The sequence below is a fragment of the Labrys sp. F242 genome (genome assembly GCF_057813875.1).
In genome coordinates this window covers 2,999,748-3,020,266 of the sequence record NZ_JBVASG010000001.1, presented here as the reverse complement: position 1 = coordinate 3,020,266, position 20,519 = coordinate 2,999,748, and the positions used below count along the sequence as shown (strand labels likewise).

Sequence of the window (20,519 nt, the reverse complement as noted above, 5' to 3'; positions counted from 1 at the left end):
TCCTCCTTACGGTCGCCAACCGCGATATTTCGGATGATCGGGGCCGATCGGCAGGGCCACGTCGCTGCCGGTCTGGGCGGAATGATAAAAGGCGGTCGCCAGTTCCAGCGCCCGGCGGGCATCGGCAACCGTGACCGGGACCGGTGCACGGCCGTGCAGGGCCTCGTGCAAGGCATCCATCTGGCCGAGGAAGCGGCGGCCGACCGGGGGCAGGTCGGCGACGAGATCCTTGATATCAGCCGCCACGGCCTCGTTCGCTGGCAGGATCGTCCAGGGGTCGTCACCCGGCGAATAGGCCTCGCCGCCGCTCTCGAAAGTGACGTTTTCGAAGCACAGGCGCAGCCGCGAAATCTCTTTCTGCGAGCCCAAAGTGGCGCTGGCCGCCACCAGCGCGCCATTGGCCATTTCCCAGGAGGAGGAGACGCAATCCTCCACCTCGATGGCGTTGACCCTCGTCGTCGCCCGCGCGAACAGCCGCCGCACCGGTCCCATCAGATGGGTCATCATGTCATGCTGGTGGATGGCATGGGTCATCAGCACCCCGCCGAGCTCTGTGTCCCATTTGCCGCGCCAATAGACGGCATAATAATCGGGTGTGCGCTTCCAATGGGTTTCGACGGTGCCAAGATAGGGCTTTCCGGCCAACCCCGCCTCGATGATGCGCTTGGCCTTCTGCACACCCTCGCCGAAACGGTACTGGAAGATCGGCATCAGGATCTGGCCGCTCTGGGCCTGGGCATTGGCCAGAAGATCGGCCTCGTGCAGCGAGCCCACCAAAGGCTTTTCGCAGACAACGTGCTTGCCCGCCGCCAGGGCCCGGCTGACCAGCTCGAAATGGGTTGCGGGCGGTGTGGCGATGTCGATCACGTCGATATCGTCGCGAGCGAGGAGTTCGTCGAAATGCAGCGTGCGGCTTTCGGCCGAGAATTCATCGGCCACCGCATCGAGGCGTTCCTGGTTGCGATCGCAGACGGCGGCGAGGCGCCAGCGTTCGGGGCGCGGCGCATAGGCCTCGGCGATATGCGCGCGCCCGATGTTCAGCCCGACGACGGCGACGGATTTGATCTCGCCCATCACGCAGCCTCCTCGGCGCGCTGCTGGGCCTTGAGGGCGAGTTCCATCGCCTTGAAGCAACGGGCCTGCGGCATGGCCGTCTCGGTCCGCTCCAAGACGTCGGTGATGAACTGCCGGCCGAAGGGAAGCTCGACCGCCGAACAATCGATATGCTGCATACCCTTCCGATCGGTGAGGAAGAGATGGTCTCCGCCGGCGCGGCCGGCGACATCGACATATTTTCGCAGCTCGATGGTGCCTTGGGTGCCGGTGATGAAGAGCCGCCCGTCGCCCCATACCGGCAGGCCGTCGGGCGTGAACCAGTCGACGCGGATATAGCCCGTGACACCCTGCGGCGTGCGAAGGTGGACATCGCCGACATCCTGCAGGCCGGGCTTGTCGGCATTGGCGCGGTTGCCGACAGAGGCGGAAAGGATATCGGCATCCTCGGCGCCGGTGAAGAACAGGAACTGCTCGAACTGGTGGGCGCCGATATCGACGAGGATGCCGCCATAGCGCTCGCGCTCGAAGAACCAGCCCGGTCGCTGCGGCTTGCGCAGGCGATGCGGGCCGAGTCCGGCCATGGTCACGATCTCGCCGATGGCACCCGAGGCCACCAGTTCGCCGGCCTTCACGGTGGCGGGCACTTCGAAATGTTCCGAATAGAGGATGGAGAGGATGCGCCTGGTCTCGGCCTGCACCAGGCGCACCCTCTCAAGCTGGCCGAGGCTGGTCATGCCCGGCTTGTCCAGCAGCACATCCTTGCCGTGGCGCATGGCCGTGACGGCGACGTCGGCGCGATCACCCGGGATGGCGGCGCTGACGATCACATCGATCGAAGGGTCCTCATAGAGCCGCGCCGCCTCGGCGACGCGCGGGATCTCGGGATAGGCCCCGGCAAAGGCGACGGCGAGATCGTCCTCGGTGGCATGAAAGCCCGTGCAGACGGCACCGGCCTGCCTGAGCGCCCTGATCTGGCCGTGGATATGGTCGTGATTGATGCCGATGACGGCGAATTTCAAAGGTTTCATATCAATTGTCCGCTCGGGCGTTCTACTTTCAGATTGAATCGCTAGAATCGCAAAATGCGTCTGTTCCCAGTGTGTTAAGTCGAACGAAGATTTCGGCTTGAACGCATTTTGCTCCGGATGTCAGCGTTTCATGCCGGTGGTGGCGATGCCTTCGATCAGAAGGCGCTGGAAGAACAGGAAGACCAGGAAGATCGGGATCAAGGAGAGCACCGACATGGCGAACAGGGCGCCCCAGTCGGAGGTGCCGCTGGCATCGACCAGCGAGCGCAGGCCAAGCTGGACGGTGTAGGTGTGGATGTCGCCCAGATAGATCAGCGGCCCGAAGAAATCCTCCCAGGTCCAGATGAAGGAGAAGATCGCGGCGGTGGCGAGGACAGGCATGGAAAGCGGCAGCACGATCTTCCAGTAGATGCGCCAGGCGCTGCAGCCATCCATCATCGCGGCCTCGTCGAGCTCGCGTGGCAGGCCGCGGAAGAACTGCACCATCAGGAAGATGAAGAAGGCATCGACCGCGAGGAATTTGGGCACCACCAGCGGCAGCCAGGTGTTCACCCAGCCGATGTTCAGGAACAGCACATATTGAGGAATGAGGGTGACGTGGTAGGGCAGCATCAGCGTGCCCAGCATCAATGCAAACCAGAAGTTCTTGCCGAAGAACTGCAACCGCGCGAAGGCATAGGCCGTCAGCGAGGCGGCCATGACGTTGCCGATCGTCGCCAGCACGGAGATGGCGAGCGAGTTGAGGAAGAAGGTTCCAAAGCTCACCTGCAGTCCGAACCAGCCGGTTTCATAGGCCCGGATCGAGACCTGGGAGGGGATCAGCGAAGTCTGGCCGCCGAAGATGTCGTCCGCCGGCCGCACCGAGCCTGCCAGCATCCAGAGCAGCGGATAGAGCATCACGAAGGAGGCGGCGATCAGGCCAGCATGGATCAGGGCCGAACGCAGGACTGAGCGCTCCGGCGCGTGCACGGCGGCGGCGTCAGTCGTCATAATGCACCCAATAGCGCGCGGTGAGGAAGGAGAAGGCGGTGAAGAAGGCGATGATCAGCACGAGGATCCAGGCCAGCGCCGAGGCATAGCCCATGCGGAAATAGCCGAAGGCCTCCTGGTAGAGATAGAGCGTGTAGAACAGGGTCGAGTTGATCGGGCCGCCATTGCCTTCGGAGATGATGAAGGCGGGCGTGAAGGCCTTGAAGGCTTCGATGGTCTGGATGACGAAATTGAAGAACACCACCGGGGTGAGCAGCGGCAGGGTGATCTTGAAGAATTGCCGGGCCTTGGAAGCGCCGTCGAGGCTGGCGGCCTCGTACATGTCCTGCGGAATCTGGCGCAGGCCCGCCAGGAAGATGATCATGGGCGAGCCGAACTGCCAAACCGAGAGCGCCACCAGCGTGTAGAGCGAATAGCGCGGATTGGAGATCCAGCTCGGCCCGTCGATGCCGGCGAGGGCGAGGAGGGAATTGACGAGGCCGTCGGCGGCGAAGAGCTGGCGCCAGAGCACTGCGATCGCCACGGAGGCGCCGAGCAAAGAGGGCAGGTAGAAGATGGCGCGATAGAGCGGAAGCCCTCTTATGCCGCGATTGAAGGCCATGGCCAGAGCCAGGGCGAAGATCAGCTTGAGCGGCACCGACAGCAGCACATAGGTGAAGGTCACCTTCATCGCCGCCGCGAATTTCGGATCGGCGGTGGCGATACGCAAATAATTGGCGGTGCCGACGAATTGCGGGCTCTGCAGCAGATCATAGTCCGTGAAGGACAGATAGAGCGAGGCCAGGGCCGGCCCCAAGGTGAGGCCGAGAAAGCCGATCAGCCAGGGCGCCAGGAACAGATAGCCGGCACCGTTTCGGCGCAGGGCCTGCCGCAGCCGACCTTCGGAGATCTCGCTGGGCTGAACCAGTGTCGTCGCGGCCATGGCGCTCAGCCCCGTTTCAGGATGGACTCGGCTTCCGCAATGAACTGCTCGCCGCCTTGTTCCGGCGTCGACCCGAAGGCGACTTCCTGGCTGATGCGCTGCAGCACGAAGGAGATCTCGCCAGCCCCCTTGGGCGGGGAGGGCGGCAGGGCCCCGACATAGGGGTCGAGCTTGCCGACATAATCGACCATCTGCCTGCTGACGTCGTCGAGCGAGGCGGCAGCAAGGTCGCGCATGGCGGGGGAGGCGGGAACGCCCCGCTCCACCCCGAGGATCTTGACGCCGGCGGGATCATGCACGGTGAAGTTGGCCAGCTTGACGGCGAGCTCCGGCGCCTTGGCGTCCGAGGAGATCGACCACATCTGCGAGGGCTTGAGATAGTGGCCGGGCTTGCCCCCAGCGAGGATGGGATAGGCCGTGATCGACAGTCTGGCCTTGCTGAGCTGCTGGGCGCCGATGAACTGGTTGGAGTGCAGGAAGCTGGTGGCCGAGTAGCCGAGGGCGAGGGGCGAGGTTTCCAGCGTCAGCTTGTCGAGGGCCTGGATGTCGGCGCTGACGCTGCCGCCGGAATCGCGCAGGGCGCCCCAGAGCTTGAACCAGTCGGCGGCATCCTTGGCGTCGAAGGCGAGTGCGCCCTTGTCGTCATAGAGGGCCTTGCCCCGTTGCCGCAACCAGAGCTCGAAGGCTGGCTCGACGCCGCTGGCGTCGGCCGTAGCGTAGAATTTCTTGCGCTTGTTGGCCTTGCCGAAAGCCTCGCATTTGCCGGCGAATTCCTCCCAGCTCGTGCCGAATTTCGGCGGCTCCACGCCCGCTTCCTGCCAGGCAGCGGGGTCATAGGCCATGGCTGAAGAGTTGACCCCGAGATTGATGCCGTAGAGCTTGCCGTCGACGCTGCAGGAACCGAGATTGGCCTTGCCGAAATCGGCGATGTCGAGAAGGTTGCCCAGATATTGGTCGAGCGGCAGGATGGCCCCGCGGCGGGCATATTCGAACATGTAGCGATAGTCCATCTGGACCAGGTCAGGCGCATTGCGCCCGGCGACGCGGGTGGCGAGACGCGGCCAGTAGTCGCTCCATCCGGTGAATTCGGTCTTGGTGTCGACGCCGGCATTTGCGGTCCGGAAGGCATCCACGGCCTTGTTGGTACGGTCGGCCCGCTCCTGCGAGCCCCACCAGAACACCCTGAGCTGCTTGTCCTCCGCCCGGGCCTGGTTGCCCAGGATGACGGAAGCGGCAAATCCGCAGCCGGCTCCGAGCATTGCACGACGACTGACGAGATGGGCATGCATGGCTTCCCCCCTTTTCCGGTCCGTATGGCTGCTTGAAAGCCGGTTTTTCTGTGTTCTTGTCTTTGTACTCGCGGGTTTCGATATCGATATGACGTTACGTGACATCGCATGCCGCCATGGCACACGATGTCAGAGTTTGTAGGCGCGCTTGGCGAGGTTGTAGGCGAGGTCGACGGCGACCTCGGCGGCTTCGTCCTCATCGAGGCGATGATCGGCCACCAGGCGGGCGAGGCAGGCGCAATCGACGCGGCGAGCCATGTCGTGGCGCGCCGGGATCGACAGATAGGCCCTGGTATCGTCGTTGAAGCCGACCGTGTTGTAGAAACCGGCCGTTTCCGTCGCGAGTTCGCGGAAGCGGCGCATGCCTTCCGGACTGTCGAGGAACCACCAGGGCGGGCCGAGCCGGAGCGCGGGATAATGGCCGGCGAGGGGCGCGAGTTCCCGGTTGAAGGCCGTTTCGTCCAAGGTGAACAGCACGACGGTGAGACCGGGCTCGTTGCCGACGGCGTCGAGCAGGGGCTTCAGCGCCTCGACATAGCTGGTCTGCCTGGGAATGTCGGCACCGACATCCGGACCGAAGCGGGTGAACAGCGCCGGATTGTGATTGCGGTAGGAGCCCGGATGGATTTGCATGGTGAGCCCGTCCTCCAGGCTCATCCGCGCCATTTCGGTGAGCATCTGCGCCCGGAACAGCTCGGCATCGGCGGGCGTTGCCGGTCCGGCGATGAGGCGGGCGAAGAGCGCTTCCGCCTCTGCCCGGCCGAGATTGGCCGTGCGGGCGCTGGGATGTCCATGGTCGCTCGAGGTCGCCCCCAGCGATCTGAAGAAGGCACGGCGTTCGCGGTGCGCCGTCAGATAGCCTTCCCAACTCGCGGGCTGCCCGGTCATATCGAGGAGATGTCGAACCTGGTTCCGGAAATCGGCACGATCGGCATCGACGACGGCGTCGGGGCGATAGGCCGGCAGGACACGGCCCTTCCAGCCGGAGGCACGGATGGCCTGATGGGCCTTCAGATCGTCGGTTGCCGCGTCGGTGGTGGAGATGGCCTCGATGTTGAAGCGGTCATAGAGGGCGCGGGGGCGGAATTCCGGCCGTTCGAGTGCGGCGGCGATCTCGTCATAGAGCCGGTCGGCATTGTCCGGTGCCAGGCGCTCGGTGATGCCGAAGCCGCTTTCCAGCGAATGCTCGAACCACAACCGGCTCGGCGTACCCCGGAACAGATACCAGTGTTCGGCAAAAAGCCGCCAGATCTTGCGGCCGTCGGTTTCGACAGCTGTCCCGTCTCGGCTGGGAATGCCGAGCATGTCCAGCCGTACACCCTGCGAATAGAGCATGCGTGTGATGTAGTGGTCCGGCTTGACGAACAGCGTGGCGGGATCGGGGAAGGGAGCATCCTCGGCATACCAATTGGGGTCGGTATGGCCGTGCGGGGAGAGAATCGGCAGGCCTGCCACCTGCCTGTAGAGGCGGCGGGCAATAGCCCTGGCGTCCGGTTCGATCGGCAATAGCCTGTCGGGATGAAGTGCCATGCGGGGCTCGGCCCTGATCTGGTTGGCGTCTCCTCTTGACGGTGGCTTTAACACTAAGATACTAGTGTGTCAAAATCTGATGATCGCGGCTCTCTGGAGCAAAGCGCGGTTGGTGGAGACGCTTTTCTACCCTAACTCCTTGTTCCGACGCGTCTTTGTGATTTGAAGTGGTTCAGTCAAATCACAAAATGCTCTGGGAGGACCACACCGGGCCGGGGCCATGGAAAGCCACGATACAAGCCATTCGCTGGAAATCCTGACGGCACGAGGCAAGGCGGCGCAATCCGGCCTGCGTCCGACGCGTCCGCGCGTCACCACAGCGACCCTGATCTACGATGACCTGCGTGAGGCGATCCTCGGCATGCGGCTGGTTCCCGGTACGCCACTGCAGGAAAAGGCGCTGACCCAGCGTTTCGGCGTGAGCAAGACACCGGTACGCGAGGCCCTGATCCGACTGGCCGAGGACGGCCTGGTCGATATCTTCGCGCAATCGGGAACCTTCGTGTCGCGCGTGCCGGTGGCGGCCATTCCGGAGGCGGTGGTGATCCGCCAGTCGCTGGAGGACACGGCGGTGCGGCGCTTGATCGAGATCGCTACGGAAGCCGACATCGCCACGATCGACGCCATTCTGGCGCGCCAGCGCCTGCTGGCCGATCTCGGCGACAAGGACGCCTTTCACGAGGCGGACGAGGCTTTCCACCAGGCCATCGCCCAGATCGCCGGCTATCCCAGCATTCCGCGCCTGCTGCGCCAGATCAAGGTGCAGATGGATCGCGCAAGGCGGCTGACCCTGCCGGTGGCGGGCCGCATGCATCAGGTCATCGCCGAGCATAGCTTCATCCGCGATGCCATTGCCCGCCGTGATGTCGAGGTGGCCAGCAAGGCCATGAAAGCCCATCTGAGCGCCGTCGTTCCCGACATCGACCGGCTCCGGGTGCAGTATCCCGACTATTTCGTTTAGGGAGAAATGCGATTTCAATAAATCGTTTTTCTCTAAGTTATTGTTTTAACGCATTTTTTTAACCGAAAAGTCTACCAACTTTTCTGGAAGATGCTCCAAGCGCCCCGGAGAAAGATCCCGTTCCCGGGCGCCGTCAACAGCCAGAACCGCATGAGGAAACGCTATGACGATGCAAGCGACGAGACATGAGGATGGGGAAAGCGCAGAGAGGCATCGGGTGGCCCTGGTCGGCACAGGCCATCGCGGAGCCGGCATGTGGGGCAAGGAACTGCTCCAGGGCTGGCGCGACCGGGCCGAATTCGTGGCGATCTGCGACATCAACGAAATGCGGGCCACGGCCGCGCGCACTGCGATCGGCACCAACGCAGCCGTCTACACCGATGTCGACCAGATGCTGGCGAGCGTGAAGCCGGAGATCGTCATCGTCTGCAGCCGCGACGATACCCATGACGAGATCATCGTCAAGGCGCTAGAGGCGGGCTGCCGGGTGATCACCGAAAAGCCGATGACCACCACGCCGGAAAAATGCCGCCGCATCCTCGAAGCCGAGGCGCGCACGGGCCGGCCTGTCGACGTGACCTTCAACTATCGCTTCGCGCCCACGGCCGCTCGCATCAAGCAGTTGCTGCGCGAAGAGGCTGTTGGGACCGTGACTTCGGTCGATTTCCATTGGTATCTCGACACCCAGCATGGCGCCGATTATTTCCGCCGTTGGCACGCCAAGGAAGCCCATTCGGGCAGCCTGTTCGTGCACAAGGCCACCCACCATTTCGACCTGCTCAACTGGTATCTGGAATCGGTACCGCGCGAGGTCTCGGCCTTCGGCACGCAGCGCAATTACGGCCGCAACGGGCCGTTCCGCGGCGAGCGCTGCCAGACCTGCGTCCATGCCCAGGATTGCGATTTCTATTTCGACATGAGCAAGGACCCCTGGCTGACCATGCTCTATGAGGATCCATCAGCCGAGGACGGCTATGTGCGCGATGGCTGCGTCTATCGTGAGGACATCGACATCGCCGACACCATGACGGCGATGCTGCGCTTCGAAAACGAAGTGATCGTGTCCTATTCCCTCAACACTTTCATGCCGATCGAGGGCTATCACCTGGCCTTCAACGGCACCAAGGGACGCATCGAGGTTCGCCAATATGAGCGCCAGGCCTTCGAAACGCCCGACCATGACGAGATCGTGCTGATGCACAATTTCGGCGGCGTCGAACGCATTCACGTGCCGCATGCCGGCGGCGGGCATTTCGGCGGCGACGATCGCCTGCGCGACATGCTGCTGCGCCCCGGCATGACCGATCCGCTTGGCCAGCGTGCCGGCGCCCTGGCAGGGGCGATGTCGATGCTGTGCGGTGCGGCGGCTCTCGCCAGCATGAAGTCGGGACGGCCGGTCAAACTGGCCGAACTCGGAGGCCTGCCGGCCTGATGGGGGGCAGGTCTTCGTCTTCTGACCTGCATCTTTGCATGCCGCCTGAAATCGAATGAGTTTACGCAACGGGGGCTGCCCCTCACCTTACCTCTCCCGTAAGAACGGAGGGCGGCGACTTTGATGTCGATTTGTGCCGAAAACCTCTCATCTCGCCCAACGCTGGGGCGAGATGAAAGCTCCGAGGATCAATCGCAACGCTTGCGCCTCCTCGCCCCGTCCTTACGGGGAGAGGTAAGGTGAGGGGCCGCGCGACCTCAACGACAAGGGAGCGAAGTATTCCCCCTCAGATGGCGCCGGAGGTGTCGCAGGAACGGATCTGGCCGCTTTTCAGGCCGGTGACGAACCAGCGCTGGCGCTGCGCCGCCGTGCCATGGGTGAAGCTGTCGGGCACGACATAGCCCTGCATCTTCTTCTGCAGCATGTCGTCGCCGATGGCCTGGGCCGTCTGCAATGCGCCCTCGATGTCGCCCTGCTCGATGAACTTGAAATCCTGCTGCGTGCGATTAGCCCAGACGCCTGCCAGGCAATCGGCCTGCAGTTCTTGGCGCACCGAGGAGCCGCCGGCGCCCGCGCCGCCCTCTCGCAGCAGGCCGAGTTCGTCCTGCACATGATGGCCGACTTCATGCGCGATCACATAGGCCTGGGCGAAGGCGCAGGCGCCCTGGCCGGCCGGACAGGCATTGAAGCGGTTGCGCATCTCATCGAAGAAGGCGGTGTCGAGATAGACCTTCTTGTCGTTCGGGCAATAGAACGGACCCATGGCCGACTGGGCCGTGCCGCAGGCCGAGCGAGTCACGCCGTTGAACAGCACAAGCTCGGTCGGCTGGTAGGCCTTGCCCTTGACCTGTTCCTGGAACAATTTCGTCCAGGTGTCCTCGGTGGAGCCGAGGATCTTGCGCACAAACGTGCCTGAAGCGTCGTCGGCGCCGCCTGTCTGGCTGGAGGGGCGCGGTTGCTGCTGTTGCTGGACCTGCGGCTCACCGCCGCCGCTCAAGCCCTGCAAGGCGTTGAAGGCCGCTTCGGGGCCGACGAGGAAATAGAGAGCCGCGACGATCACCAGGCCGCCCAGGCCGATGCCGCCCCGTCCGCCCGGAAAGCCTCCGCCGCCACCGCCGCCGAAACCACCGCCTTCGCCGCGACGATCGTCGACATTGTCGGATGCGCGCATATCGTCGAGTTTCATCGCCCTGTCTCCTGCTCCCCGGATGCCGGCCGTTCACCGATGTCGGGCCGGCATGGTGATTTGTGCTCCTGCAAGCCATACCCAATAAATATGTCTTCGCAAAGCCCGTTACAGGGGCTCTAGGCGGTGCTTACGTAAGGAAATACAGTTTTCCCGAAATGCGCCGTTCGGTTCGGCGCAAGGAGCGGGGATCACAAAGTTTCTCCCACGACGGCAAAGGGCCGGGCACGCGTTTGTCTCAGGAAGCGTCCTGCTCGAGTGCCGTGCGGATCGCGCGGAAATCGCGCCAGGCCAGCCTCTTCTGCACCGGCTGGCGTAAGAGATAGGCCGGATGCAGCGTAGCGATCGCCCGGATACGCTGGCCTGAAAGCTCATGGTCGAGCCAGCGCCCGCGCAGTTTCAGGATACCGTCGGTGACGCCAAGCAGCGCCTGGGCACTGCGTGCGCCGAGGCAGACCAGGACCTTGGGCGCGACCAGTTCGATCTGGCGTTCGATGAAGGGACGGCAGATCGTGGTCTCCTGCGGGGTCGGGTCGCGATTGCCGGGCGGGCGCCAGGGCACGACATTGGCGATATAGGCCTTGGTGCGGTCAAGGCCTATGGCGGTGAGCATGCGGTCGAGCAACTGGCCCGAGCGGCCAACGAAAGGCTTGCCCTGGATGTCCTCGTCGCGCCCTGGCGCTTCGCCCACGAACATCACCTTGGCGTCGGCAGCCCCGTCGGCAAAGACGAGTCGGCTCGCCGTGGCCTTGAGGGCGCAGCCGTCGAAACGCTCGAGAAGATCGCGCAATTCGTCCAGCGTGCGGGCGCTGCGCGCCTGCTCGCGCGCCGCCAGTTCCACCGCGTCCGGGGAGGTGGTGAGCATGGTCGGCGCCGGGGACGCCATGCGGGGCTGCGCCGTGGCGGCAGGAGCTCTGCGCGCCGGCTCGGGCTCCGGTGCGGAACGGACGGGGGAGGGGGAGAAAACAGCCTGCGCGCTTTCGGTAAAGCGGTCGACCGGTTCGTCGCCAACAGCCACGTCTACGCCCATATCGGCATACCATTGCAGCAGCGCGACGATCTGTTCGGGGGGCATGGACGCGGACATCATGGCGAAAGGATAGAGCAAAGCTTCCAGAGTTGGAACAGGCTGGGCGCCCCTGTTAACTCCCCATCAAGGTTAATGCATCATCAATGGGCTCATCGGCAACGCCGTGTTGGTTGAACCTGTGAGCCTCGTCCATGCTGCTGCGCCGGCCCGTCATCATCGCCCTTCTGCTCTGCGCTGGCGCCACCAGCACGATGATGTACCGCCGCTCGACCGCCGTGCAGGCGAGCCCCGCCGTTGCCGCTACCATGCATGGCGCCCTGCAGGGCGCGCCCGGCGTGCGGCGCGCCGCGGTGATGCGGGCTGGTCTGTTCGCAATGCCGCAGCTCAGCCTAGCCGATATCGGTTTGGCGCCGCAGACCGCCTTCGGTGACGGCTTCACGCTGCGGGCCATGCCTGCCAGCCTGACGCTGACGCCGAACCGAAACGATTTCATGCCGCTTCCCGATGATGTCGGCCCGCCCAGTGCACCGATCCGGGACGCCACCAAGAAAGGCATGACGATCTGGCCCGAGGTGATCCGGACCGCCAAGGGTGACCGGCGGCCAGACCGGGGTGTCGGAGAGAATGTTGCCTATATGGCGTCGGGCGATCCGCATGTGCTGATGCCCAAAGTCGGCGCCAAGCCGATGGCGCGGCAGTCGCGCAGGCTCCAGCCGCCAGAGACCGCCGAGGGGCTGCAGCAATTCCAGCCGTCCCGGCTCAGTGCCATCGTGGTCACCAAGCTTGCCGAGCGGCTTTCGGTCGCCGATGCCGATCTCGGCGGACATGATGGCGCGGTGCCTCTCGATCATTCGCTTGCCCCGGCTGGTGGCATGTCGCCGGCGGCGAGCCGCCCCGACCTCGCGAGCCTGACCAGCAGCACGACCCGAGCGGACGAGGCGCGGCCGGTCGAACTCGCCATGGCCGACCCGAGCGCCCTCCAGCCGGTGGTGGCCCAGCCAGTCTTGACCCAACCTGTCATGACTTTGGCGAACGTGCAGCCGGTGATGACGCCGGACGATGCCCAGACCATGCCCGAAATCGGCAGTGACGAGGGGTTGACCGATGCGCAGAAGAAATCGCGCATTGCCGGCCTGCCCGGGCTGGACGACGGCAAAGCCCGCCCGCTCGACCTGCCGCCGGCAGCCTTCACCAAGGCACAGATTTGCCTGGCGACGGCGATCTATTTCGAGGCCCGCGGCGAAAGCCGCGAGGGACAGGTGGCCGTCGCCCAGGTCATCATCAACCGCCTGCGCTCGCCCTTCTATCCCAAGAATGTCTGCGACGTAGTCTACCAGGGGGCCAGCAACAAACGCTATGGCGGCTGCCAGTTCTCCTTCGCCTGCGATCTCGTCGCCGACAAGGTTACCGAGAAGGAGCCCTGGGAGCAGGCCCTGGTCCTCGCCGAGCGGGTGATGAACGCCAAGGACTGGATCCCAGAAGTTGGGAACGCCACGCATTATCATGCCAATTATGTTCGTCCGCGCTGGGTGCGCGACATGCGCGAGAAGGACAAGATCGGCAAACATATCTTCTACCGCGTCAAATGGTGGGCCTGATCGGCAAGCTTCCACGATAGGCGTCCACAGTTCCTGTAACCGGCGGGATACACAAGATCCGGATTCACGCGTATGGCTGGCACCATAGTTGCGTTTATGGGTGGCGTGATTTTCGCATCGTCGATGCGAGTGTAGCGAAGCAATCCAAATGTCGCTGAGGCGGCAATTCTTGCTACAGGATTGGCACGCGTCACTCGCGATGACGGCAAAGATCTTGTCCATGATCAACGCAGCTTCAATTGCCGGGCAAACCGCCTGCACTTGTCGCCCAGAGCATTTTGCGATTTGTCCGGATCGGCCAGAATCGCAAAGACGCTCTAACCAATCCGTTGGATTGGCTTGGAAACAATGAGCTGGAGTGAAGCAGCGTTCACGCTTGAACGCGCTTTGCTCGAGGACCGCGCGGAGCCCGCGCTGTAATGACCTGTCATGGGTGAGCATGTCTGAAGATAGCGCCTTCCTCCTCATCGGCCTCCTGGTGCTCGCCTTTCCGGTGCTGGCGATCGTCGGCTTCGTGATGACACTCGGCCTCAGGCGCAGGGTGCAGGAGCTGGAGGAAAGGGTTCGTCTGCTGGCAGGCCAGCGCCCGGTGCCGGTCGACGTCGCCAGGACCGGCGCGACGGCCTCGCCGGCGCCAGCTCTGGCCGGGGAAAGAAAGGCCGCTGAGCCCGTACGGGCAATGGTTGCACCGGTTTCCACTGCCTCGCCTGTCGAGACGTCGCCGATAGTCGGGCAGGCACAGGCGCCAGTCCGGCCGGAACCGGTGATGGCTGCTTCCGGGCAGGCTCAGCGCCGCGCGGCGCCCGACAAGCCCAAGGTCAGCCTGGAGGAAAAGCTCGGCACGCGCTGGGCCGTCTGGGTCGGCGGCCTGGCGCTGGCACTCGGAGGTGCTTTTATGGTGCGGTATGCCATCGAGGAGGAGCTTCTCGGCCCCGGTGCGCGCATCCTGGCTGGCCTCGTCTTCTCCCTGGCCCTGATCTGCGGCGGCGAATATTTGAGGCGTCGTCCGGTGGCGCCAGCCGCAGGACAGGCGGCCTATATTCCCGGCGTGGTCACGGCCGCGGGCACGGTGGCCCTCTTCGCGACCGTCTATGCCGCTTATGCGCTCTATGATTTCCTCAGCCCGGCCCAAGCCTTCGTGCTGCTTGGCCTGGTCGGCATCGCCACCATGTATGCGGCGGCGCTGCATGGCCCCTGGCTCGCCGGCCTGGGCCTCGTCGGCGCCTATGGCGCGCCCCTGCTGGTGTCCTCGAACCAGCCCAATCCCTGGGCGCTCGCCCTCTATATCGTAGTGGTGACATCAGCCGCTTTCATGCTGGCGCGTATTCGCCTCTGGCGCTGGCTCGCCATCGCCGCCGGTATCGGCGCCTTCTGCTATGGCTTCGTGCTGGGCAGCATCATGGGCGAGGACACCGGTGCCATGGTGTTCTACATCCTCGCTTTGTCGGCGCTGGTCGGCGCGGTGCTGATCTACGAGCCCCATCACGGCAAGACCTATCAGCGTTTCGATCCCATCGGCCTCGGCGCGGTCGCGGGCCTCGCGGTGCTGGCCGTCTCTTTCGCCGGCGCCGATGTGTTCGGGCATGCCTCGCTCGCCACCTTGCTGATCGTGATGGCACTGGCGCTGGCGACCGCGCTCGCCTTCGATGCACTGGCCCCGGCCGCCGTGATCGCCGGCCTGGCCGGGCTGGCCTGCCTGTGGATCTGGCCGATTGGCGGGCAACTCGCCGCCGAACCACTGGTGGTGGTGCCGGGCCATCTCTATCTGCCCTTCCTGATGCCGGACGCGCTGCAGGCCTATCTGCAGATCGCGATCATCCCGGCTGGCGTGCTGCTGCTGGCTACCACGATCAGCCTGATGCGCCACCCCAGGCCGCAACTGCCGGCACTGGCGCTGGCACTGGCGGGGACGGCAACCCCGATCTTCGCACTGGCTATCGCCTATCTGCGTATCGAGAGCCTGCGCGCCAGCCTGCCTTTCGGCGCGGTGGCAGCCGGGCTCGCCGTGCTCTTCGCCGCGACGACCGAGCGTTTCCTGCGATTGGAGAGGCAGGCGGGCGAGGATGAGACGCCCGGTGCCGGTTCCTCCCTGCATGCCGTCGCGAGCGCCTCGGCAGTGGCACTCACGCTCACCTTCCTGATCGCCGATTCCCCGCTCACACTGGCCTTTGGCCTGTCTGCGCTCGGCGCGGCCTGGGTCTCGACCCTGCGGCCGCTGCCGGCCCTGCGCTGGTGCGCGGCCGGTTTCGTCCTGCTGGTGCTGGCGCGCATGGGCGGGGCCTGGACCCTGGCTGGCGCCAGCCTGGAACACTTCCCGGACTGGCAGGATATCGCGCTGCGCTATGCCGTGCCCGCCGCGGCCTTCTATTATGGCGGCGTCCTCCTGCGCCGGCGCAAGACAGATATTCCGGCCGCCATCCTCGATCTCGGCGCCATCCTGCTTGGCAGCGCAGCGGTGGTCTTCGCCATCCGCCTCGGCCTGCGCGGAGCGGAGGAGGCCGCTTATCCCGGCATGTCCCTCGCCGAGGCAGGGCTTTATACGGCACTCGCCTTTGCCGCCTCGATGGCGCTGGTCTATCGTTCCGGGGCGACCACCAGCCCGGTCTACCGGGTCGCGGCGCCGATCAGCGTCATCATCGCGCTTTGCCTGACGGTCACGGGGCCGTTGATCACTGCCAATCCCGTGATCAGCGGCGAGGCGATCGGCGGCGGCGCCCTCTTCAACACCTTGCTGCCCGGCTATGCCCTGCCGGCGCTGCTCGCGGGGGCGGCGGCGCTGTTCTGGCACTGGTATGGTCGTGGCGTCGGTAAGGAGGAACACAAGAATCGGGGCATGGAGAATGCGCCCTTTGCCCTGCTGTGCGGGATCTGTGCCTTCGTGCTCGGCTTCGTCTATGTCACCCTCGAAGTGCGCAAGATCTTTGCCGAGGGCGTGCCCGACTTCGCGTCGATCTCCTCGGCCGAGAACTGGGGCTATACCATCGCCTGGCTGCTCTATGGCCTGGTGCTGCTTGCCCTCGGCATTTGGGCGAAGGTGCGCGCCATCCGCCTGGGCTCGGCCATCGTGATCATGCTGGCGGTCGCCAAGGCCTTTCTGTTCGACATGTCGGAGCTGGAGGGGATCTGGCGTGCCTTGTCCTTCATGGGGCTCGGCGTCGCCTTGATTGGCATCGGCCTCGTCTATCAGCGCCTGTTGTTCGGGCCCAAAATCGGATCCGGGCAGGAACCGCGGCAGTCGCAGTGAATGGCTGGCATCGAGCCTTGTCCCGATGGCATCTTGCAGCGTCTCAGGCTGGAAGTGGCTTTGACGAACTTTGCCGTCCAAGAGTTGCGCCGGCACGCGGTGGAACGGCGGACGACCCGTGCGCGCAGCTGACCGTTTCGCTAAAAATCGTTTCGCAGCCAGCCGCGCGCAATTCCGTTAAGCTCTGCACACAGCCGTGCCACATCATCTTGCATCGCAGGGGGGAGCGCGCGGGCGGGATTCACCGCATGTTCAAGTAGTTTTGTCATGCTGCCGGTATACCATATCCGTCGCTGCCCAAGCCTGCGGGGCTGCGCCACACCGACCGGCTCTGCCCCTCCACGGCTCCCGTCAGTGTCCGAAAGCGTGGTATGCCAGATTAAGTTTAAACTTGTATACTTCCAGCTCGGAGACAGCATAGGCGGCGTCATCGGCCCGTCATCGATCTTTGCCATGGTCGCGGCCATCGAGCTGTCCGTTCCTCGACAGCGATGCGATGTTTGACCTTTTCCTGGCCCGGCTCCCCGCCGGGCTTTTTTTGGCGGGTCGCCGAGCGGCACTTTCCTGACGACACGCCTTACAAATGCAAGGCGAAGGGCACGCCTTCGAAGCAGTCCTCGCCGCGGCCGATGGCGTCGATGGCGGCAAGCATGCGGCCGTTGCGGCCAAGGCGCATGTCCGCCAGGGCTACGATGCGGCGGTTGGGGGTTGCGGTCGGCGACAGCCGGCGAATGGTTTGCGCCAGCTCATGCTCGTCGAGCGTGGGGTTGAGAGCGCAGGCCGCCGTGAAGGCCGCGGCGGTCGAGCGGCTGACCCCGGCATAGCAATGCACCACCAGCGGCGTCGCCTGGTCCCAGTCCCTGACGAAGGCGAGAAGCTGCGAGAGGTGGTCCTCGCCGGGCAGGATCTGCCCTTCTTCCGCCACCTCGACGATGTCGTTCATGCTGAGAAAGAGATGGCGCTTCTCCTCCACCGTGACAGGCCTGATCACCTTGGTGCCGGCATTGATCAAGGTCAGGATCTGGCGGGCGCCGGTGGCGGTGACCGTGGCGTCGAGCCGGGAGAGCGAGCAGACATTGATTTGCATGGTGGCTTACCTGAAGATCTGGGTAAAACGGTCGAGGAAGGCCCGCTGCGCCTGCTCCGCCGGCAGAGGTTTCAGCCTGGTCTGGTCCATTGGCCGGGGCAGGGGGCGCGGATCGCCGAAGATGCGGCAGGATTCCTCGATGCCGAAGCCGGCAAGCTGGGTCGCTTCGAGAAAGGCAGCCACCATGTCGGCTTTCTTGGTTAGTGCCTTGATCGCCGGAGGCGGGATGGCCGGCAGGCCGAAGCGCAGATGGATGGCTCCGAGCAGGCGGGCCTCCACGCTCTTATAGCTCTCCCCGATCACTGCCTTGAAGGGCGAGATCATGTCGCCGATGACATATTCGGGTGCATCGTGCAGCAGCACCATCAGCCTCACCATGTCGGGCTGGGAGGGCTCCATCGCATCGAGCACGTCGAGGACGAGCACGCTGTGCTGGGCCACCGAGAAGATGGCATTGCCGCTGGTCTGGCCGTTCCAGCGCGCGACCCGGGCCAGGCCGTGGGCGATATCCTCGATTTCGATATCGAGCGGGGAAGGATCGAGCAAATCGAGCCGTCGGCCCGATAACATGCGCTGCCAGGCCCGGTGAGGAGTGGCTTTCTTTACGCGTGCCATGGTCAGCCCGGATGCCCCGCCTTGCCGAGCTCGGCGCATTCGGCATGGCGGAAGCAGTCGACGAGATGGTCGTTGACCATGCCGACCGCCTGCATGAAGGCATAGACGATGGTGGGTCCGACGAATTTGAAGCCGCGCGCCTTCAGATCCTTAGAGATCTTTTGCGACAGGGCCGTCTCGGCCGGGACGTCGCCATGGGCGCGCGGTGTGTTCTGCAGGGGACGGCCGTCGAGGAAGTCCCACAGATAGGGCGAGAAACCCTGCTTTTCCTCGATCTCCAGCCAGAGCCGGGCGCCGATGATGGTGCCTTCCACCTTGGAACGATTGCGCACGATGCCGGGATCGGCCATCAGGGCCGCCACCTTCTCCGGACCGTAAAGCGCGATCTTGGCCGGCTCGAAGCCGTCGAACACCTCGCGGAAATGCTCGCGCTTGCGCAGGATGGTGATCCAGGACAGGCCGGCCTGGAAACCGTCGAGGATGAGCTTTTCATAGAGAGCGCGGCCGTCATATTCGGGCACGCCCCATTCCTCGTCGTGATAGGCGATGTAGAAGGGGTCCAGCCCCGGCCAGGGACAACGGTACTTGCCGTCGTCGTGCAGAATGACTGTGTGTTCCATGCCGCCTTCTTGCCATGGCGAAAGCCGACTCGGGAAGAGGCAAGAACATTTCGTGATCGAGGGGAGAAGGTTAACTGCGCCCTTCCTTGCCAGGGCGGCAAAGCCACCTATATTAGTTCGATCGTCATCGAATTTTGTCGTGCCCTTTTCATGATCCCGATTTCAGTCCTCGACCTTTCGCCCATCGCCGTCGGCAGCAATGCCGGGCAGGCCCTCCACAATTCGCTGGACCTTGCCCGCCATGTCGAGCGGCTCGGCTATAACAGGCTGTGGCTGGCCGAGCATCACAACATGCCGGGCATTGCCAGCGCTGCCACCGCGGTGGCGCTTGCCCATGTCGCATCCGGCACCTCCACCATCCGTCTCGGGGCCGGCGGCATCATGCTGCCCAACCATGCGCCCTTGATGGTCGCCGAGGCCTTCGGCACGCTGGCGGCCCTGCATCCTGGGCGCATCGATCTCGGCGTCGGGCGGGCGCCCGGCACCGACCAGATTACAGCGCAGGCGCTGCGCCGCAATCTCAACGCAGAGATCGACGCCTTTCCGCGCGACGTCATCGAGCTGATGAATTATTTCAAACCGGTGAGCCCGGATCAGCGCGTGCAGGCCGTTCCGGGGGCGGGGCTGGAGGTGCCGGTCTGGATCCTCGGTTCCAGCCTGTTCGGGGCGCAGCTTGCCGCCATGCTCGGCCTGCCCTTCGCGTTCGCCTCGCATTTCGCGGCGGCTGATCTCGAAGGGGCGATCGCCATTTATCGCGGCCGCTTCGAGCCCTCCGAATATCTCGACAAACCCCATGTCATGCTCGGCATGAACGTGGTTGCCGCCGACACCGACGAGGAAGCCCAGTTCCTGCAGAGCTCACGCCTGCAGGCCTTCGTCAGCCTGCGCACGGGGCGGCCGGGCCTGATCCAGCCGCCGGTCGAAAACTACGAGGAGACACTCGATGCCGTCGGCCGTGCGACGCTGCAGCATATGCGTCACATATCGGTGGTCGGCTCGCCCGCTACCGTCAAGGCGGGGATCGAGGAATTCGTCGCCCGTACCGGCGCCGACGAGATCATCGCCACCAACATGATCTTCGACCACGAGAAGACCAAGCGCTCCTACGAGATCCTCGCCGGTGAGATGATCGGTGCTCCGGCTCAGGTCAGCGTGTCATAGAGGCCGAGGGCCCAGCCGATCTCGGCAACCAGCGCGACGATGGCGAAGGCGAGCTGAAAGCGCTGGTTTGATACAATAATGGCGGCCGCGCTGGTGATGACGAAGAAGGCGATGCGCACCCAATATTCCGGGCCGAGCGACTGGACGTAGTCGCCGCCCTTGATGAGGGTGTCGATGATGTCGAGGAAGAAGGTGCCGATCAGGATGCCGAAAAACCATTTCCGGCGGGACATGAAATAGTCCTCGAAGCCCTTGTACTCGTACATGGTGTCCGGAAAGAGCATCGTGCACATGAAGAAGAACACGCTCGCATAGAAGGCGACGAAGCCATAAAGCGGGAAGGTCCACTGCACGTTGACCAGATGGAATTCCCACCACCAGAACGAGATGATGTGAAGCAGCATGAAGAAGGTCCACGCCAGATGGACGCTGTAGATCTTGTGCTGGCGCGGATGCTGGACGAAGCGGGCAAGGCCGGTGAGCAGCCGGCCCATGCTGAGGCCCACGATGATGCTGATCACCGTGCGGACATGGCTCAAGACCGTCGGATCGAAGGCGTGGGGCTGGTTCACGGAGGCATCCTCGCGCTTTAGAGCGACAGCATGCCATTGCAACCATGACGCCCGGCATACTCATGAAGAGTCCCGCGCTCGGGCGGGTATGAAATTACTTCCCCAAAGCGTTTGCGATTTGACGGAGTCACTAAGAATCGCAAAGACGCATCGAGACAAGAAGCTGGAGCAAAGCGCGTTCAGTCATGAACGTGCTTT

At 64.1% G+C, this 20,519-nt stretch carries 17 protein-coding genes; 5 read left to right on the top strand and 12 right to left on the bottom strand.

Features of this window, described 5'->3' with window-relative positions:
* Positions 1-6: 6 nt before the first annotated feature.
* The 6 genes from ACZYTC_RS14215 to uxaC form a co-directional block, all read right to left on the bottom strand.
* Positions 7-1,074 carry a Gfo/Idh/MocA family protein gene (locus tag ACZYTC_RS14215; protein WP_488989850.1) on the bottom strand — a complete coding sequence of 356 codons (1,068 nt, stop codon included), beginning with the start codon at positions 1,072-1,074 and terminating at the stop codon, positions 7-9.
* Positions 1,074-2,084 carry a Gfo/Idh/MocA family protein gene (locus ACZYTC_RS14210; RefSeq protein ID WP_488989849.1) on the bottom strand — a complete coding sequence of 337 codons (1,011 nt, stop codon included), beginning with the start codon at positions 2,082-2,084 and terminating at the stop codon, positions 1,074-1,076. Before ACZYTC_RS14210 ends, ACZYTC_RS14215 begins: the two co-directional genes overlap by 1 nt.
* Before the next feature lie 120 nt (positions 2,085-2,204).
* Entirely contained in the window at positions 2,205-3,074 is an 870-nt protein-coding gene (locus tag ACZYTC_RS14205; protein WP_434955449.1) for a carbohydrate ABC transporter permease, read from the bottom strand.
* Entirely contained in the window at positions 3,064-3,996 is a 933-nt protein-coding gene (locus ACZYTC_RS14200; protein WP_488989848.1) for a carbohydrate ABC transporter permease, read from the bottom strand. Before ACZYTC_RS14200 ends, ACZYTC_RS14205 begins: the two co-directional genes overlap by 11 nt.
* Positions 3,997-4,001: 5 nt before the next feature.
* A complete protein-coding gene (locus ACZYTC_RS14195) occupies positions 4,002-5,285 on the bottom strand; it encodes an ABC transporter substrate-binding protein (RefSeq protein WP_488989847.1) in 1,284 nt (427 codons plus the stop codon).
* Between the two features lie 129 nt (positions 5,286-5,414).
* Positions 5,415-6,815, bottom strand: coding sequence for a glucuronate isomerase (uxaC, locus tag ACZYTC_RS14190; RefSeq protein ID WP_488989846.1), 1,401 nt, complete (start codon positions 6,813-6,815; stop codon positions 5,415-5,417).
* 220 nt (positions 6,816-7,035) lie between these two features.
* Between uxaC and ACZYTC_RS14185 the strand changes: the two genes are divergently transcribed.
* Positions 7,036-7,776 carry a GntR family transcriptional regulator gene (locus ACZYTC_RS14185; protein WP_481274040.1) on the top strand — a complete coding sequence of 247 codons (741 nt, stop codon included), beginning with the start codon at positions 7,036-7,038 and terminating at the stop codon, positions 7,774-7,776.
* A gap of 163 nt (positions 7,777-7,939) precedes the next feature.
* Positions 7,940-9,208 (top strand): Gfo/Idh/MocA family protein, encoded by a 1,269-nt coding sequence (locus ACZYTC_RS14180; RefSeq protein WP_441772817.1) that lies wholly within the window; start codon positions 7,940-7,942, stop codon positions 9,206-9,208.
* 286 nt (positions 9,209-9,494) lie between these two features.
* Here ACZYTC_RS14180 and ypfJ read toward each other — a convergent pair whose 3' ends face one another.
* Entirely contained in the window at positions 9,495-10,394 is a 900-nt protein-coding gene (gene ypfJ / locus ACZYTC_RS14175; RefSeq protein ID WP_488989845.1) for a KPN_02809 family neutral zinc metallopeptidase, read from the bottom strand.
* Between the two features lie 238 nt (positions 10,395-10,632).
* Positions 10,633-11,469, bottom strand: coding sequence for a uracil-DNA glycosylase (locus tag ACZYTC_RS14170; RefSeq protein WP_488989844.1), 837 nt, complete (start codon positions 11,467-11,469; stop codon positions 10,633-10,635).
* Positions 11,470-11,615: 146 nt separating this feature from the next.
* Between ACZYTC_RS14170 and ACZYTC_RS14165 the strand changes: the two genes are divergently transcribed.
* Both ACZYTC_RS14165 and ACZYTC_RS14160 read left to right on the top strand, forming a co-directional pair.
* Entirely contained in the window at positions 11,616-13,022 is a 1,407-nt protein-coding gene (locus tag ACZYTC_RS14165) for a cell wall hydrolase (RefSeq protein WP_488989843.1), read from the top strand.
* Positions 13,023-13,461: 439 nt separating this feature from the next.
* Positions 13,462-16,266: a DUF2339 domain-containing protein gene (locus ACZYTC_RS14160; RefSeq protein WP_488989842.1), complete on the top strand. Its 2,805-nt coding sequence runs from the start codon at positions 13,462-13,464 to the stop codon at positions 16,264-16,266.
* A 577-nt stretch (positions 16,267-16,843) separates the two neighbouring features.
* Here the strand turns inward: ACZYTC_RS14160 and ACZYTC_RS14155 are convergent.
* Genes ACZYTC_RS14155 through ACZYTC_RS14145 form a run of 3 tightly spaced genes read right to left on the bottom strand, consistent with a single transcriptional unit; the run spans position 16,844 to position 18,588 of the window.
* Positions 16,844-17,353, bottom strand: a complete 510-nt coding sequence (locus ACZYTC_RS14155; RefSeq protein ID WP_434955459.1) for a tyrosine phosphatase family protein — start codon at positions 17,351-17,353, stop codon at positions 16,844-16,846.
* 6 nt (positions 17,354-17,359) lie between these two features.
* Positions 17,360-17,968, bottom strand: a complete 609-nt coding sequence (locus tag ACZYTC_RS14150; RefSeq protein ID WP_488989841.1) for an HD domain-containing protein — start codon at positions 17,966-17,968, stop codon at positions 17,360-17,362.
* Between the two features lie 2 nt (positions 17,969-17,970).
* Complete coding sequence (locus ACZYTC_RS14145) at positions 17,971-18,588, bottom strand: DNA-3-methyladenine glycosylase I (protein WP_488989840.1); 618 nt, start codon at positions 18,586-18,588, stop codon at positions 17,971-17,973.
* A gap of 150 nt (positions 18,589-18,738) precedes the next feature.
* Between ACZYTC_RS14145 and ACZYTC_RS14140 the strand changes: the two genes are divergently transcribed.
* The gene (locus ACZYTC_RS14140; RefSeq protein WP_434955462.1) at positions 18,739-19,749 is read left to right on the top strand and encodes an LLM class flavin-dependent oxidoreductase; all 1,011 of its coding nucleotides are present in this window, start codon (positions 18,739-18,741) and stop codon (positions 19,747-19,749) included.
* Here the strand turns inward: ACZYTC_RS14140 and ACZYTC_RS14135 are convergent.
* Positions 19,731-20,321 (bottom strand): hypothetical protein, encoded by a 591-nt coding sequence (locus ACZYTC_RS14135; protein WP_434955463.1) that lies wholly within the window; start codon positions 20,319-20,321, stop codon positions 19,731-19,733. The two genes, ACZYTC_RS14140 and ACZYTC_RS14135, sit on opposite strands and share 19 nt — an antisense overlap.
* Positions 20,322-20,519 lie beyond the last annotated feature (198 nt).